At 70.8% G+C, this 15,928-nt stretch carries 12 protein-coding genes; 1 reads left to right on the top strand and 11 read right to left on the bottom strand.

Features of this window, described 5'->3' with window-relative positions; translation table 11 throughout:
* Positions 1–22 precede the first annotated feature (22 nt).
* From EDF40_RS03255 to EDF40_RS03230, 6 genes are all read right to left on the bottom strand, one after another.
* Positions 23–1,498, bottom strand: a complete 1,476-nt coding sequence (locus tag EDF40_RS03255; protein ID WP_123294735.1) for an NAD(P)/FAD-dependent oxidoreductase — start codon at positions 1,496–1,498, stop codon at positions 23–25.
* Positions 1,499–1,536: 38 nt separating this feature from the next.
* Entirely contained in the window at positions 1,537–2,085 is a 549-nt protein-coding gene (locus EDF40_RS03250; protein WP_111084823.1) for a DUF501 domain-containing protein, read from the bottom strand.
* Positions 2,086–2,152: 67 nt separating this feature from the next.
* The gene (locus EDF40_RS03245; protein ID WP_111084824.1) at positions 2,153–2,686 is read right to left on the bottom strand and encodes a septum formation initiator family protein; all 534 of its coding nucleotides are present in this window, start codon (positions 2,684–2,686) and stop codon (positions 2,153–2,155) included.
* A gap of 253 nt (positions 2,687–2,939) precedes the next feature.
* Entirely contained in the window at positions 2,940–4,223 is a 1,284-nt protein-coding gene (eno, locus tag EDF40_RS03240; protein ID WP_111084825.1) for a phosphopyruvate hydratase, read from the bottom strand.
* A 96-nt stretch (positions 4,224–4,319) separates the two neighbouring features.
* Positions 4,320–5,564 carry a histidine--tRNA ligase gene (hisS, locus tag EDF40_RS03235; protein ID WP_123340642.1) on the bottom strand — a complete coding sequence of 415 codons (1,245 nt, stop codon included), beginning with the start codon at positions 5,562–5,564 and terminating at the stop codon, positions 4,320–4,322.
* Positions 5,565–5,883: 319 nt separating this feature from the next.
* Positions 5,884–6,642: a MazG family protein gene (locus EDF40_RS03230; protein WP_123340641.1), complete on the bottom strand. Its 759-nt coding sequence runs from the start codon at positions 6,640–6,642 to the stop codon at positions 5,884–5,886.
* A 90-nt stretch (positions 6,643–6,732) separates the two neighbouring features.
* On the opposite strand from EDF40_RS03230, the gene nhaA reads away from it, so the two are divergent.
* Positions 6,733–7,911, top strand: a complete 1,179-nt coding sequence (gene nhaA, locus EDF40_RS03225; protein ID WP_123340640.1) for a Na+/H+ antiporter NhaA — start codon at positions 6,733–6,735, stop codon at positions 7,909–7,911.
* Positions 7,912–8,112: 201 nt separating this feature from the next.
* On the opposite strand, the gene mfd is transcribed toward nhaA, so the two are convergent.
* From mfd to EDF40_RS03200, 5 genes are all read right to left on the bottom strand, one after another.
* Positions 8,113–11,721: a transcription-repair coupling factor gene (gene mfd, locus EDF40_RS03220; protein ID WP_123340639.1), complete on the bottom strand. Its 3,609-nt coding sequence runs from the start codon at positions 11,719–11,721 to the stop codon at positions 8,113–8,115.
* A 70-nt stretch (positions 11,722–11,791) separates the two neighbouring features.
* On the bottom strand, positions 11,792–12,376 hold the full coding sequence (gene pth, locus EDF40_RS03215; protein WP_123340638.1) for an aminoacyl-tRNA hydrolase: 585 nt from the start codon (positions 12,374–12,376) through the stop codon (positions 11,792–11,794).
* 30 nt (positions 12,377–12,406) lie between these two features.
* A complete protein-coding gene (locus EDF40_RS03210; RefSeq protein WP_123340637.1) occupies positions 12,407–13,039 on the bottom strand; it encodes a 50S ribosomal protein L25/general stress protein Ctc in 633 nt (210 codons plus the stop codon).
* A gap of 199 nt (positions 13,040–13,238) precedes the next feature.
* Entirely contained in the window at positions 13,239–14,606 is a 1,368-nt protein-coding gene (locus EDF40_RS03205) for an RbtT/DalT/CsbX family MFS transporter (RefSeq protein WP_123340636.1), read from the bottom strand.
* A gap of 402 nt (positions 14,607–15,008) precedes the next feature.
* On the bottom strand, positions 15,009–15,920 hold the full coding sequence (locus EDF40_RS03200) for a hypothetical protein (protein WP_123340635.1): 912 nt from the start codon (positions 15,918–15,920) through the stop codon (positions 15,009–15,011).
* Positions 15,921–15,928 lie beyond the last annotated feature (8 nt).

The raw sequence follows: 15,928 nt of genomic DNA, 5'->3' as shown, positions 1-15,928 counted from the left end.
CTCTCGCGGACTGCTGCTGGGACTACTTGGCGTCGGCCGGGGCCTTCACGGGCTCGGCCTCGTTCGAGACGTCCTTGGCGGGCTCGCCGTACGCCGGACCAGCGGCACCAGCGGGCTTGCCCTCTTCCGGAGCCGGAGCGGCGGCCGGAGCTGCCGGGGCCTCGGCCGCGGGCTTCGGACGGGACGCGAAGGCCTCGAACGCAGCGCGCGGGGTCTCACGGTCGTCGAGCGACGCGATGTCGCGGCCCAGGAAGAAGCCACCGACCCAGTCGCCGATGACGCGCCACTTGCGCTCCCACGACGGCATCGCCATGCCGTGGTAGCCGCGGTGCGCGCCCCACGCCAGGAAGCCCTTCATTGCGAACTTGCCGGACTGGAACACGCCGATGCCGAGACCGAGGCCCGCGACGGCGCCGAGGTTCTCGTGCTTGTAGTCGGTCGTCGCCTCGCCACGGATGGTCGCGACCAGGTTCTTCGCGAGCTGCTTCGCCTGACGGACGGCGTGCTGGGCGTTCGGCACGCAGAAGCCGCCGACGCCACCACCGGTGAGGTCCGGCACGGCTGCGACGTCGCCACAGGCCCATGCGTCCGCGATCACGCCGTTGTCGTCGACGACGCGCAGGTCGGGCTGCACGCGGATGCGACCGCGCTGCTCGAGCGGGAAGTCGGTGCCCTTGACCATCGGGTTCGCCATGACACCGGCGGTCCAGATGATGAGGTCGGACTCGATCTTCTCGATCGCGCCGTCGCTCGTCTTGAGCTCGCAGACGCCACCGACGGCCGAGGCCAGCTGGGTCTCGAGGTGCACGTTCGCACCGCGCTGCGCCAGGTTCTTGAGCACCCAGTGCGAGGTCTCGAGCGAGACCTCGGGCATGATGCGGCCCATCGCCTCGACCAGGTGGAACCGCGTCTCGTCGAACGAGAGCTGCGGGTAGCTCTTCAGCAGGTCGGTGACGAAGGAGCGGAGCTCGGCGAAGACCTCGATGCCGGCGAAACCACCACCGACGACGACGACGGTCAGCAGGCGGTCACGCTCGGGACCGGCCGGAAGGTTCGCCGCCTTGTGGAAGTTCGTGAGGATCTTGTCGCGGATCGCCGCGGCTTCCTCGATCGTCTTGAGGCCGATGGCCTCGTCCGCGACACCCGGGATCGGGAACGTGCGGGACACCGCGCCGGCGGTCATGACGATCTGGTCGTAGGACTCCTCCCACGCCTCGCCCTCGGTCGGGGTGATCGTGGCGGTCTTCGTCGCGTGGTCGACCTTGGTGACCTTCGCGGTGACGACGCGGGTGTTCTTGAGGTGGCGGCGGTGCGAGACGACCGCGTGACGCGGCTCGATCGAACCGGCAGCGACCTCGGGCAGGAACGGCTGGTACGTCATGTACGGCAGCGGGTCCACCATGACGACCTCGGCTTCGCCCTGGCGAAGGTGCTTCTCGAGCTTCCATGCGGTGTAGAAACCGGCGTAACCGCCGCCGACGACGAGGATCTTGGGCACGGGGGATGATCTCCTTGGATGGGGGTTTCGGAGTCGAGTCAGACTTCGCCGCCACCCGCCCCGACTCCAGCGTCTGCACCGTCATCATACGCCCGGCACTCACACCGGGAGGGCGACCAGTCCGCGCGCTCGAGCGCGAGGTCACCGATGGGGTTGACGCCGGGTCCGGCGGCGAGGGCGTGACCGACGAGGGCGTGCAGGCACTTCACACGGGTGGGCATGCCACCGGCGCTGATGCCGACGATCTCGTCGACGTGCTCGATCGACTCGCGATCGGCCAGGTAGGACTCGTGGGCCGCGAGGTACGCGGCCGCGGTGGTGTCGTCCTCGAGCAGTGCTGCCAGCTCCGGCATCACCTGGTTGGCCTCGAGGGTGCTGACCGCGGCGGTGGCCGCGGGGTGGCACAGGTAGTAGAACGTCGGGAACGGGGTGCCGTTCGACAGTCGGGGCTTCGTGGAGACGACCGTGGGGTTGCCACAGACGCACCGTGCCGCGATCCCGATGACGTCGCGTGCCGGTCGGCCGAGCTGCGCCGACACGACCTGGACGTCGCGGTCGGAGGGCGGGTCGAAGGGAGGGGTCGTCACGGGAACGTGAGCCTACCGGAGACCCGGTACCCCGCGCACCGTCGCGCCGGACGGGTCCGGCTCGGAGCTACTTGCTCTCGCCGGTGCCCGAGACGTCCGGGGCCACGAGGTCGGCAGCGGTCTCGTCGGTGAGCCCCGACTGCAGCACCGAGGACAGCATCGCCTGCACCCAGTCCACCTTCGGCGTCTGGACCTTCGTGCTGACGGGCGTCCCGGAGTCCGTCGTCGGCGTGGTCTCGGCCTTGCGGTCCTCGGCCCCCATCACGAGGTAGCTCTCCTCGCCCGGGTACACGTAGAGCAGGCGGTCGCGCGCCTGCGCCTCGATGTAGGCGGGGTCGTCCCAGCGGGCGACGTCCTTCTTCTTCTGCGTGACGTCGGCCTTCTGGCTCGCGACCTCACGCTGCTGCTGGGCGATCTGCTCCTGCTGCTGGATGAGGGTGCGGAGCGACGGGGCGAGCACCACGACGAAGAGCACGATGATCGCGAGCATCAGCAGGCTGAACCCGGAGAAGTGGATCGAGCGGTACCAGGGCTGCGCCGACGTGCTGCCGTCGGGCATCGCCACGGGGACGCGGCGGACGCGGGGCTTCTGGCTGGGCACGTCCCGACGATAACCCGACCGACGCGGTGGGAGCGCCCGGCACGCGGCCGTTCGGTGGCCTCTCAGCGACTCGTGTCGCGCGGTGCAGCCCCGCAGAAGTCGCCGTCGTCTCGTCGAGACGCCTCCGGATTCGGCGGCGTCTCACGGATTTCGCGGCGGCAGGCGAAGACGACGGCGTCGCGCACACGACGAGACGCCGCCCTCTCGGAAGAGGACGGCGTCTCGATGGTGCCGGTACTGCCGGCCCGGGTGGTTACAGGGCAGCGGCGCGCGGGAAGGCCGAGCGACCGGCGTACACCGCGGCGTCGCCGAGCTCTTCCTCGATGCGGAGCAGCTGGTTGTACTTCGCGACGCGGTCCGAACGAGCCGGTGCGCCGGTCTTGATCTGACCACCGTCGACCGCGACCGCGATGTCCGCGATCGTGGTGTCCTCGGTCTCGCCGGAGCGGTGGGACAGGATCGAGGTGAGGCCGTGACGGTGCGCGAGCGAGACCGCGTCGAGGGTCTCGGTGAGCGTGCCGATCTGGTTGACCTTCACCAGGATCGAGTTCGCGGCCTTCTCGTCGATGCCCCGCTGCAGACGCTTCGGGTTGGTGACGAACAGGTCGTCGCCGACGATCTGGACCTTGTCGCCGAGCTCGGCGGTCAGGTGCGACCAGCCTTCCCAGTCGTCCTCGGCCAGCGGGTCCTCGATCGTGACGAGCGGGTAGTTCGCGACGAGGTCGGCGAAGTACGCGGTGAACTCCTGGCTCGAGAGCTGCTTGCCCTCGAACGAGTACTTGCCGTCGTGGAAGAACTCGGTGGACGCGACGTCGAGGCCGACGGCGATGTCCTTGCCCGGCGTGTAGCCGGCCTTCTCGATCGCGGTCAGCAGGAAGTCGAGCGCCGCACGGTTCGACGCGAGCTCCGGCGCGAAGCCGCCCTCGTCGCCGAGGCCGGTCGCGAGGCCCTGCTTCTTCAGCTCGCCCTTGAGGGCGTGGTAGGTCTCGACGCCCCAACGGAGCGCCTCGGAGAACGACTCGGCGCCGTAGGGCACGAGGAAGAACTCCTGGATGTCGACGTTGGTGTCCGCGTGGGCACCGCCGTTGACGACGTTCATCAGCGGAACGGGCAGCGTGTGCGCGTTCGGGCCGCCGAGGTAGCGGAACAGCGGCAGGTCGGCCGAGTCGGCAGCGGCACGGGCCACGGCGAGCGAGGCACCGAGGATCGAGTTCGCGCCGAGTCGGGACTTGTTCTCGGTTCCGTCGAGCTCGATGAGCGCGGCGTCGACGAGGCGCTGGTCGGTGGCGTCGAAGCCCTCGAGCGCCGGGCCGATCTCGTCGAGGACGGCGTCGACGGCCTTGAGCACGCCCTTGCCGCCGTAGCGCGAGGCATCGCCGTCGCGGAGTTCGTACGCCTCGAACGCGCCGGTGGAGGCACCGGAGGGGACGAGCGCGCGGGACACGACGCCGTCGTCGAGGAGGACCTCGACCTCGACCGTCGGGTTGCCTCGGGAATCGAGGACTTCGCGTGCGCCTACGGCATCGATCAGGGCCACGGGGTACTCCCTACACATTGGTTGTGGTGTTTGCGGGACCGATCCTAGCGAGCCGAGGTGAACACGACGTCGACCGTGACGCCCGGTGTGGACAACTCAGTCGAGCGGGCGGAACTCCACACCCTCGAGCGACGTCGTGTCCGCGCCGACGGTCGCGAAGGCGGAGAACCCCTGCGCGGCCAGACCGGCGAGCAGGTTCTTCGTGTTCTTGGTGCGTCGTTCGAGCCGCACGCGCCGGTGCGAGGCGAGCGCCTCGGTCTTGAGGGCGGCGAGCCGGACCGGGTCGACGTCCTTGTCGTAGACGAGCACCACGGCGTCCGACTCGGCGGACTCCGGGAGTGTCACGAGGTCGACCAGGCGCTCGAAGCCCAGCGAGAAGCCGACCGCGGGGACGTCCTGCCCGAGGAACCGACCGATCATGCCGTCGTACCGACCGCCGCCGCCCAGGCTGTAGCCGAAGTCGGGGTGCGCGACCTCGAAGATCGTGCCGGTGTAGTAGCCCATGCCGCGCACGAGCGTCGGGTCGAAGCGCAGGTCGACGCCGGGCAGCGCTTCCCGCAGACGCAGCAGATCGGCGAACGCATCCCCGTCGAGCCACGCAGCCCCCTCGACCGAGGTCCAGTCCGCGGCCTCGAGCGCGCGGATGGTGTCCTCGAGCCCCGGCAGCTCCTGTCCGACGGTGCTGCGGAGCTCGGCGGCGACGCCGTCCGGGCCGATCTTGTCGAGCTTGTCGACCGTGATGAGCGCGCGGTCGGCGGCAGCGGGGTCCGCGATGCCCCACGACGCCAGCAGGGTCAGCAGGATCCGCCGGTCGTTGATGCGGATCGTGGTGCCGGTCACCCCGAGCGCGTCGAGCGCGGCGGTCGTGGCTCGGATGAGCTCGATCTCGGCCAGCTGCCCGGGCTCCCCCAGGATGTCGATGTCGCACTGCACGAACTGGCGGTAGCGCCCCTTCTGCGGACGCTCGGCGCGCCAGACCGGCGCGATCTGCACGGAGCGGAACACCGCGGGCAGCTCGGCACGGTGCGAGGCGTAGAACCGGGCGAGCGGCACGGTCAGGTCGAACCGGAGCCCGAGGTCAGCGAGGTCGAGCGGCGCCTGGGCCGTCTGCAGATCCTCGGTGCTGAGCCCGCGCTTCATGACCGCGAACGCCAGCTTCTCGTTGTCGCCGCCGAGCCCGGAGTGCAGCCGTGCGGCGTCCTCGACCACGGGCGTCTCGATCTCGTCGAACCCGTGCCGCGAGTAGACGTCGCGGACGACACCGAGCACGTGCTCGCGTCGGGCCTTGTCCGCCGGGAGGAAGTCGCGCATGCCACGGGGTGCCGTCACGGTCGTCGCCATGGGGTCAAGTCTGGCAGATGCACCTCGACGAGTTGCGCGGCACCCGTCCTACTGGCATACTGCATTCAGTACCTCGGTTCGGAGCGTGCCTGATCCACTCTCCGGACCGATCGCGTGGGCACCGTGCTGCAGTGTGCCCCGCGACTCGAGCGGGTTCTGCGTGCACACCTCTCCCTGGGGGTGTGCCCACCCGCTCACGGGCGCCCTCCTTTTTCGGGTTAGGAGGGCGCCCTTCTCTTTTCGGGTGCACGCACTCCGCGGCTCCCCGCGCACGCACTCCGCGGCTCCCCGCGCACGCACTCCGCGGCTCCCCGCGCACTCACTCCGCCGCGCGGCCGGCTTCCTCGAGCGCAGCGACCGCAGCACGGAGACTCGCGACCGGGTCGATCCCGTCCCGCACCGCTCCGGCGACCTCTTCCAGCATCGCGATCCCCCACGCCGGGTCCACCGCCCCCGCACCGTCGGCCGGTGCCGGCGACCCGACCGATGCCCGAGCGGTCCCCGCTCCGGGTGCCGCAGCCGACGTGGCGGACGTGCCGCAGGTCTCCCGGTCAGCGACCGAGACGGACGCGACGGTCGCGGCGGCCACGACCGACGCGACGGCCGTGTCGGCCGCACCGTGCTCCTCCAGGCGCTCCAGCAGCTTGACGGCCCGCTCCAGCGGCGGCATCGCACGCGGGACGCCGTCGAGGGCGCTCGTCCGGGCCGACTTCTCCGCCGCCTTCGCCGCGCGCCACACCCGGACCACGTCGTCGACCGTGTCCGCGGTCTCGTCGCCGAACACGTGCGGGTGTCGACGGACCATCTTGTCGCGGACCCCGGCGGCGACGTCCTCCAGGGTGAACTCCCCCGCGCGTTCGGCGATCCCGGCGTGCAGGACGACTTGGTACAGGACGTCGCCGAGCTCCTCGCGGACGTCGTCCGGGTCGCCGTCGTCGATGGCGTCGACGAGTTCGTAGGACTCCTCGACCGCGTAGCGCGCGAGCGTGGCGTGGGTCTGCGCACGGTTCCAGACGCAGCCCCCGTCCTCGGCGAGCAGGCGGTCGACGACGGTCACGAGGTCCGGTACGGCGGTCATCGCGCCATCGTCTCACCCACGTATGCTGGTCGTGGTGTGTCGGGAAGTCTGGTCGACGGACTACCACCCGACCCCTCGAGACGGAGATCCATGTCGTCCCTCGTCCGCTCCCCCCGCTTCAGCGCCATCGCGCTCCTGACCGCCGCCGTGCTCGGCCTGGTCGTCGCGAACTCACCCGTCGGCCCCGGCCTCGAACGGCTGCTCGACGCACACCTGCCGCTCGGCGCAGTCGGTCTCGACCTGTCGATCGCGCACTGGATCAGCGACGGCCTGCTCGCGGTGTTCTTCCTGCTCGTCGCGATCGAGCTGAAGCAGGAGCTCGTCGACGGTGAGCTGTCGAACCCGAAGACCGCGATCATCCCCGCCATCGCGGCGGTCGGCGGCGTGCTCGTCCCGGCGGGCATCTTCCTGCTCGTCACCGCGGGCACGCAGTACACGCACGGCTGGCCGATCCCGACGGCGACCGACATCGCGTTCGCGCTCGGTGTCCTGGCGATGTTCGGTCGCGGGCTGCCGAGCGGCATCCGGGTGTTCCTGCTCGCGCTCGCGGTGCTCGACGACCTCATCGCGATCATCATCATCGCCGTCGTGTTCGCGCACGACACCGACTTCCTCGCCCTCGCCGGTGCCGTCGTCACGCTCGCGGTGTTCTGGCTGCTCGGCCGGATGCTCCGCCCAGGGCGCAACGGGCAGACGCTGCTCATCGTGGCGATGGTCGTGGTCGGGCTCCTGACCTGGTGGCTCGTCTACCACTCCGGCGTGCACGCCACGATCGCCGGCGTCGCGCTCGGGCTCGCGCTCCCCCGGCGTCCGGGCCACACCCTGCACGAGAACGTCGAGCCGTGGTCGAACGCCATCGTGCTGCCGGTGTTCGCGTTCGCGTCGGCCGCGGTGGTCATCCCCGCCGTCGGCATCGGCGAGCTCTCCCCCACTTTCTGGGCGGTCGTCATCGCGCTGCCGGTCGGCAAGGTCATCGGCATCACACTGTTCGGCGCGGTCGCCACGCGGATCTTCCGCTCACCGGGGCGGTCGTCGTTGTCGTTCTTCTCGATCATCACCGTCGGGGTGCTCGGCGGGATCGGCTTCACGGTCTCGCTGCTCATGAACGAGCTCGCGTTCGCCCGGAACGAGGAGATCCTCGACGAGGGCGTGCTCGCCGTGCTCGTCGGCTCGGGCATCGCCATCGTCGCGTCGGCGGTCGTGGTCACGCTGCGGGCCCGGGCGTACCGCGGGCGGCGCGAGCTGTCCGAGGCCGAGGCGACCGAGTAGCGGCTGGCCGGCGGCGGCGCAGCCGATGCGGAACGACAGAGTCGACGTCGTACGACGTCGACTCTGTCGTTTCGCATCAGCGGACGCGTGGATCGTCGCGAACGGCGTGCACGCGGTGGACGCGCCCACGAGCGGACGGGAGGCACGCTGCCAGCCCGCACCGTGCCTCCCGTCCGTCGCCGCTCGCGACTACTGCACCCCCTACGCGGCCGGGGCCTCCGCCGGCGTCGTCGCGCCGTACACGGCGGTGAGGATGCTCTCCACCCACTGGATCAGGGCGTCGTCCGGCAGCGCCTGGTCGTGCGGCCGCGGCATCGGGATGCTCGCCGCGTTCTGCTGCGGGAACCACTTCGCGCCCGGGAACATCCGCTTGAGCCGCACCTGCGACGAGTCGGCGAGCTCCTTGCCCGCCACGCGCAGGTTCGAGCCCATGACCACCACGTCGGACAGCCCGACCTGCTGCGCCATCCGACGCAGGCGGGAGACCTCGACCAGCGTCTGCACGGCCTGCGGCGGCTGCCCGTAGCGGTCGGTGAGTTCGTCGAGCACCATGTCGATGGCGTCCCGCTGCGCCGTCGGGGCCGAGGCCGCCGACAGCTTCTGGTAGGCCTCGAGCCGGAGCCGCTCGGACTCGACGTAGTCCTCGGGGATGTGCGCGTCGACCGGGATCTCGAGTCGGAGCTCGGTCTGCCCCTCGGCCACGTCGCCGCGGAACTGCGAGACGGCCTCGCCGATCATCCGGAGGTACAGGTCGAACCCGACGCCCGCGATGTGCCCGGACTGCTCGCCGCCGAGCAGGTTGCCGGCGCCGCGGATCTCGAGGTCCTTCATGGCGACCTGCATGCCCGCGCCGAGCTCGTTGTTCGCCGCGATGGTCTCGAGGCGGTCCTGTGCGGTCTCGGACAGGGGCTTCTCGGAGTCGTACAGGAAGTACGCGTACCCGCGCTCGCGCCCTCGGCCGACACGACCGCGCAGCTGGTGGAGCTGCGACAGCCCGTACTTGTCGGCCTTGTCGATGATGAGCGTGTTCGCGTTCGCGATGTCGAGGCCGGTCTCGATGATCGTCGTCGACACGAGGACGTCGAACCGGCGCTCCCAGAAGTCGACCATGACCTGCTCGAGGGTGCTCTCGGACATCTGCCCGTGCGCCACGGCGATGCGGGCGTCTGGAACGATCTCGGCCAGGTGCGCGGCGACGCCCTGGATGTCCCGCACTCGGTTGTGCACGTAGAACACCTGGCCCTCGCGCAGCAGCTCGCGGCGGATCGCGGCGGCCACCTGCAGGTCGGACTGCGGCCCCACGAAGGTCAGGATGGGGTGGCGGTCCTCGGGTGGGGTGGCGAGGGTCGACATCTCGCGGATCCCGGTGACCGCCATCTCGAGCGAGCGTGGGATCGGGGTCGCCGACATCGCCAGGACGTCGACGTTCGTCTTGAACTTCTTCAGCTGGTCCTTGTGCTCGACACCGAACCGCTGCTCCTCGTCGATGATGACGAGCCCGACGTCCTTGAAGGTGATGCCCTGCGACAGGATCCGGTGGGTCGCGATGACGATGTCGACGGTGCCGTCGGCGAGCCCGGCGATGGTCTCCTTCGACTCCTTCTCGGACTGGAACCGGCTCAGGGCGCGCAGGTGCACGGGGAACCCCGCGAAGCGCTCCTGGAACGTCTCCATGTGCTGGCGGACGAGCAACGTCGTCGGCACGAGCATGACGACCTGCTTGCCGTCCTGCACCGCCTTGAACGCGGCGCGGATCGCGACCTCGGTCTTGCCGTAGCCGACGTCGCCCGACAGCAGGCGGTCCATCGGGATCGGGCGTTCCATGTCGCGCTTGATCTCGTCGATCGTGGTGAGCTGGTCGGCGGTCTCGGCGAACGGGAACGCCTCTTCCAGCTCGCGCTGCCACGGGGTGTCCGGGCCGAACGCGTGCCCCTTCGACGCCATCCGCGCCGAGTACAGCTTCACCAGGTCGACGGCGATGTCGCGGACGGCCTTGCGGGCCTTCGACTTGGCGGCGGACCAGTCCGAACCGCCCATCTTCGACAGGGTCGGTGACTCGCCACCGACGTACCGCGACAGCTGGTCGAGCTGGTCGGTCGGCACGAAGAGCTTGTCGCCGGGGTAGTTCCGCTTCGACGGCGCGTACTCGAGCACGAGGTACTCGCGCTGCGTCTTCACCGCGTTGCGGCCGCCGGAGCTGACCTCGCGGCTCACCAGTTCCACGAACTTGCCGATGCCGTGGGTCGCGTGCACGACGACGTCGCCCGGCTTGAGCTGCAGCGGGTCGACCACGTTCTTGCGACGGCTGGCGAGCTTCTTGACGGTGCGCGCGCCCTGCTGGACGCTCCGGCCGTAGAACTCCGCTTCGCTGAGCACGACGATGCGCGGATCCGGGATGGCGAAGCCGTGCTCGACGGTGGCCGTCGTGACGATGGCGACACCCGGCTCGGGAGGCGCGGGCAGGGCTTCGGCACGGGCTGCGACCCCGGCGTCGGCGAGGACCTGCACCGCCCGCTCGACCAGACCCTGGCCCTGGGCGGTCACCACGACCGCCCACCCGTCATCGGTGAGCGCCTTGACGTGCGCGATCGCGCCGTCGGCACTGCCCGCGAAGCTCGGTACTGCCTCGGCTCGGACGCGGATGTACTCCCCCGCCTCGGCTGCTGCCTCGGCGTCGGTGAGCACGCTCGCGGTGTCGCCCTCGTCGAGACCGGAGTCGAACGGCGACACCGTCCACCAGGTGCGCTGGCCGCGGGTGTTCTTGAGCTGCTGCACGGTCAGGAAGTTGCCGGCGTCGAGGTCGATCGGCGCCTGGGCCCCGGCGACCGCGGCGCTCCACGCGGCCTGCAGGAACTCGGTGTTCGTCTCGGCCAGGCTGTTCGCGCGACCGTTCACCCGCTCGGGCGAGAACACCGCGATGGTGGCGTCCTCGGGCAGGTACGAGGTCATCGGGACGAGGTCCTGCACGAGCGCGGGGGCGAGGGACTCCATGCCCTCGACCGGGATCCCCTCGGCGATCTTCGCGAGCATCTGGGACAGGTTCGGGAACTCGTGGAGCATCTCGCGCGCCCGCTGCCGGACGTCGTCGCTGAGCAGGAGTTCGCGCGAGGCGGTGAGTTCGACCGAGCCGAGGTCGTCCTCGGTCGTGCGCTGGTCGGCGACCGAGAACGCCTTGACGGCCTCGATCTCGTCGCCGAAGAAGTCGACGCGGACGGGGTGGTCGGCGGTGGGCGGGAAGACGTCGAGGATGCCGCCGCGCACCGCGAACTCACCGCGCCGCGTGACGAGGTCGACGCGGGCGTAGGCCATGTCGACGAGCTTCGCGGCGATGGCGGCCAGGTCGTTGCCGCGCGAGTCGGTGCGCAGCACGACGGGCGCGAGCGAGGTCAGGTTGGCGGCGATCGGCTGCAGCGCTGCGCGGACGCTCGCCACGACGATGGTGGTGCGGCGATCGGTGGCGTCGGCAGCGGACCACGACGCGAGCCTGCGGAGTGTCGCGATGCGGGTGCCGACGGTCTGGGCACTCGGGCTGAGCCGTTCGTGCGGAAGGGTCTCCCACGCCGGGAACTCGAGGACGTCGGCGTCGGGGACGTAGCTGCCGAGGGCGTCGCGGACCGCTTCGGCTTCACGCCCCGTCGCCGTGATGACGAGCACGCACTGCGGCCCGTTCCGCTCGGCGAGCAGCGCCCCGAGCAGCGGGACCCGCAGGCCGTCGACGACCGAGAAGTCGGCGTCACGAGGCGCGGCGCGGAGCACGCGATCGAACGCGGAGGCGCGCGAGAGCGCAGGGATGATGCCCGAGATCGTCACTCAGGAGATGGTACCGGCCCCCACCGACACCGCCCGCGTGGTGCGCGACGGGCGAACACGGCCAGCGCGGTCAGGACGGCGCGTGCACCCGCTGCTGCGCGGCGACGAGTCCGACCTCGGCGATCGCCTCGACCGCGTCCGCGGCGTCGGCCAGCAGGATGGGCAGCGACTTCTTCTCGGCTGCGGAGAAGTCACGCAGCACGTAGTCGGACGGGTCCTGACGACCGGGCGGACGACCGATGCCGACCCGCACGCGCGTGAACTCGTTCGTGCCGGTGGCCTTGATGATGTCGCGCAGCCCGTTGTGCCCGCCGTGACCCCCGCTGCCCTTGAGGCGGACGGTGTCGAACGGCAGGTCGAGCTCGTCGTGCACGACGACGAGGTCGGCCGGGGTGGCGCTGTAGAACCCGAGGACCGACGAGACCGGTCCGCCCGAGGTGTTCATGAACGAGCCGGGCTTCGCGAGCACCAGGCGCGGACCGCCGGGCACCAGGCGCCCTTCGGCGACCTGGTTCGGCGTCTTGTGCTTCTTGAACCGCGCACCCATGCGGGACGCGAGTTCGTCGAGGACCATCTGGCCGACGTTGTGACGGTTGCCGGCGTAGTCGGGCCCGGGGTTCCCGAGTCCGACCACGACCAGCGTTCGATCCGCCACAGCGTCGACCAGATGCCTTCGAAGGGGGTGTTACTCGGAGTCGACCGGCTCGGAGCCGCTCTCGGCACCGGCTTCGGCACCGGCCTCGGCCGAGGCCTCGTCCGCGGCGTCGTCGTCAGCGGTGCCACGCGGGGTGACGATCGCGACGACCAGCGCCTCGGCGTCGGTCTCGAGCTCGGCGCCCTCGGGGAGCTCGAGCTGGGCGGCGTGGATCTGCACGCCGTCCTCGAGGCCCTCGACGTTGACGACGACGTGCTCCGGGATGTCGGTCGCGAGGACCAGCAGGGAGACGGTGTTCAGGTCCTGCACGTGGATCGTGCCGGAGAAGGACTCGCCCTCGATGACGACGGGCACGTCGACCGTGACCTTCTCGCCGCGGCGCAGGACCACGAGGTCGATGTGCTCGATGATCTGGCGCACCGGGTCACGCTGGACGTCCTTGACGAGGGCGAGCTGGGCCGCACCCTCGATGTCGAGGTCGACGACCGCGTTGGCGGTACGGACGAGCAGCATGGTCTCGTGACCGGGCAGCGAGATGTGCTTCGGCTCGGTGCCGTGGCCGTAGACCACTGCCGGGATCTTGTCGGCGGCGCGGAGCTTGCGCGCTGCACCCTTGCCGAACTTGGTGCGGACGTCCGCTGCGAGCTTCGTGTAGTCGGCCATGGTGCCTCCTGGTCTCGGGGGTCGACACCGGCGGTCCGGCATCGTGGGGGTCTGTGGTGTTGCAACTCGAACGCGTGCACGCGTGAGGAACGTTCCCTGGGCTGGGCCGGGTCTCCCACCGCGTCGATCACGGCCGCTGTCGCGGCCCTCGCCGAAGTCAATCACCGACTCTACCAGCACCCGCCGGGCGTGTCGTGCCTCAGTGCCCCGCGGCCACCGCCTCCTTCGGCACCTTGAGGAACGACAGCACCACGAAGGCGAGGACGTAGAGGCCGACGAACGTCCAGACCACGGCGTCGGGTCCACCCCGCGGCAGGACAGCGCTGACCACGGCGTTGCCGAGGAAGGTCGCACCACCGGCCGCCGTGGCGTACATGGCCATCGCGGCACCCCGGCGCTCCTCGCCGGCGAAGGCGGGGACGATCGCGCCCATGGGTGTGAACCCGGCGAGCATGATGCCGAACACCGTCCCCGCGGCGGTGGCGAGCCAGAAGCCCCACTCGGAACCGGCCGGCACCAGGTGCGGGACGTACCACCAGGCCAGCAGCCCGATCGCCGAGGCGCCGATGCCGAACCACTTGACGGTGCGGATCCAGCCGATGCGGTCGCCGAGGGCGCCGAAGAAGGCGTTGAACAGGATGTTCCCGGCGTAGACGATCACGGTCATCGTGAGCCACTTCGACTGGCCCCACCCGAGCTCGGTGCCGATGATCGCCGGCATGATCACGAACATGCCGAACTCGGGCGCCGTGTTGACGAGCCGGATCAGGACGGCGAGCAGGACCTTGGGCCGCGCGATGCAGACCTCGATGCCGCTGGCGATGACCCGTGCGGCGGAGTGGGAGCGCGGGGCGATGCGGCCGAGCCCGGTCTGCTCGTGCACGCCGAACCGGACGATCACCCAGCCGGCCACGACCAGGACGAGCGACAGGGCCATCGACCACGTCTCACCCGTGTGACCGCCGCCGAACGCGGGGATGCTGCCGATCGCGATGAGCGAGCCGAGCGTCGGCAGGCCACCGGTGAAGACGACGTAGAACCAGCCGACGGCCGTGGCGTTCCGGTCGCGCGCCACGGTGTGGTTCACCCAGCAGAGGAACGAGAAGGCGAACAGCGGGAACCCGAGTCCGCGCAGGAAGTACGTCAGGGCGATCAGCCCGACCGACCCGGTGGGCAGCGCCGCGAGGAACGCGACCTGGAACACCACCCACAGGACGGCGCCGATCGTCATGACGCGGCGTGGGCCCCACAGCTCGGAGAGCACGCCGGCGAAGTAGGACGCCACCAGGACGGCGACGCCGTAGATGCCGATGACCATCGCGGCGCTGTCCGTGCCGCCCGAGCCGAGGGCCGCGGCGATGTGCGGAGCGATGAAGTTCGACTCGATGCCGTCGCCCGTCATGAAGACGAGGACACCGAGGAAGCCCCAGCGCAGCGGGTGTGGGATGCCGAGGCGGGCGATGAAGCCCTCGCGCCCGGCAGACGGTGGTGCGGTGGCAGGTGGGGCGGTCGTCACGCCGTTCGGCGGGGTCAGGGTCGTGGTGCGCTTGGTGCGGGGTTCCGACATGTGTCGTCTCTCCTGGAGGGGCCCCGGAGTGCTCGACCCGGCATCGCGGCATGTCTCCGGGGTGCGCCGCGCGCCACGCACCCGACCGTCCGCGCAGTGGCTGCGGGCGGTCGGGGCGTCGGCGATGATGCGAGTCCTGTACCCGGGGCGCCCCGTGCTGATGCGGAGACGGATCCCGGCGGACCATCGCCGGCCCGAAGCATGGTGTCCGACGTTAGACCGCTCCAACGCCGCTCGTCAAGAACGACAACTGTTGTGTAACGATCGGCGGTCGTGCCGCGCGGAGGCGGTCGTTCCGGGCGTAGTGGGTCGTTCCGGGCGGAGGTGGTCGTTCCTTTCGGCCGAGTACGCCCGATTCGACCTTCCATCGCGCCCGTGATGGGAAAGAACGCTCCGCGAGGCTCAGCGACCGAGGCTGCGCCGGTGCTCCTGCGCGGCCGCCAGCAGCTCGCGGGCGTCGTTGCTCGTGGCCTCGGCGGCGTCGCGAGCACGTTCGAGGGCCTCGATCTCCGCGATCGCCCGATCGAACTCGCGCTGCAGGTCGGCCCGGCGCTCCTCGGCCTGCTCGAGGTCCGCCTCCGCGGCGTCGAGTGCGGCATCGGCGTCGCGCGACTCGCTCCGGGCTGCGGTCTCCGCCTGGCGTGCGGCCTTCCGCGCAGCGGCCGGGTCACGCTTCGGCTCAGGCTCGGCGTCCGGCTCCGGTCCGTCCTGGGGTTCCGTCTCCGTCGACCGGGAGGCACGGCTCGCCTTCCGCGCGCCCCTCGCCCGGGTGATCGGGATGGGTGGGGCATCACTGCCGGACCAGGCGTCCGGCACCGCGTCCGGATCCGCGAGCGCCCCGTCCAGGTCGACCGCGTCGAACCCCACGCTCTCCAGCGGTGCCACGAGCAGCCCCGAGCGCACGGCGGCTCCGGCGTGCGGATCGGCCATCGCGGCCTCGATCGTCGCGCGCACCTGGTCGAGCACGGCGGGAGTCGCGGCGTGTCCGGCGTCCGAAGCGAGGTCGGCGCCGGCCTGCGTCAACGCCTCGATCACCTCGGAGCGTTGCTGCCGGAGCTTCCGGATCTCGCCGGGGTCGGCGTCGGCCTGGGCCTTCCGCAGGGCGGGCCCGAGGTCGACCGCGTCGTCGAGGGCGCCGTCGTGCGCGAGCAGGTCCACGACCCACGCTGCCGGTGCGGGCTTCCGGAGCTTCCCGATCTCCGCCGCCAGGGCCCGGTCGTCCGTCCGCACCGCGCGCTGGCGGGCCGTGCGCTCGGCGACGAAGTCTCCCGGCGCGACGAGCAGCAGCTCCCTGGCGACGTCCGCGAACTCCATGCCCCCAG

Origin of the sequence: Curtobacterium sp. PhB170, assembly GCF_003752345.1 — a bacterium.
In the GTDB taxonomy this organism is placed as follows: domain Bacteria; phylum Actinomycetota; class Actinomycetes; order Actinomycetales; family Microbacteriaceae; genus Curtobacterium.
Note: the sequence above shows the minus strand (reverse complement) of the source record. Positions and strands in the feature narration are given on the sequence as shown.

Bases quoted from the DNA above. Each gene is read 5' to 3' on its own strand.
- hisS (WP_123340642.1), bottom strand. From the start codon at position 5,564: ATGGCGACGACCGTGACGGCACCCCGTGGCATGCGCGACTTCCTCCCG.
- EDF40_RS03230 (WP_123340641.1), bottom strand. From the start codon at position 6,642: ATGACCGCCGTACCGGACCTCGTGACCGTCGTCGACCGCCTGCTCGCC.
- nhaA (WP_123340640.1), top strand. From the start codon at position 6,733: ATGTCGTCCCTCGTCCGCTCCCCCCGCTTCAGCGCCATCGCGCTCCTG.
- EDF40_RS03210 (WP_123340637.1), bottom strand. From the start codon at position 13,039: ATGGCCGACTACACGAAGCTCGCAGCGGACGTCCGCACCAAGTTCGGC.
- EDF40_RS03205 (WP_123340636.1), bottom strand. From the start codon at position 14,606: ATGTCGGAACCCCGCACCAAGCGCACCACGACCCTGACCCCGCCGAAC.
- EDF40_RS03200 (WP_123340635.1), bottom strand. From the start codon at position 15,920: ATGGAGTTCGCGGACGTCGCCAGGGAGCTGCTGCTCGTCGCGCCGGGA.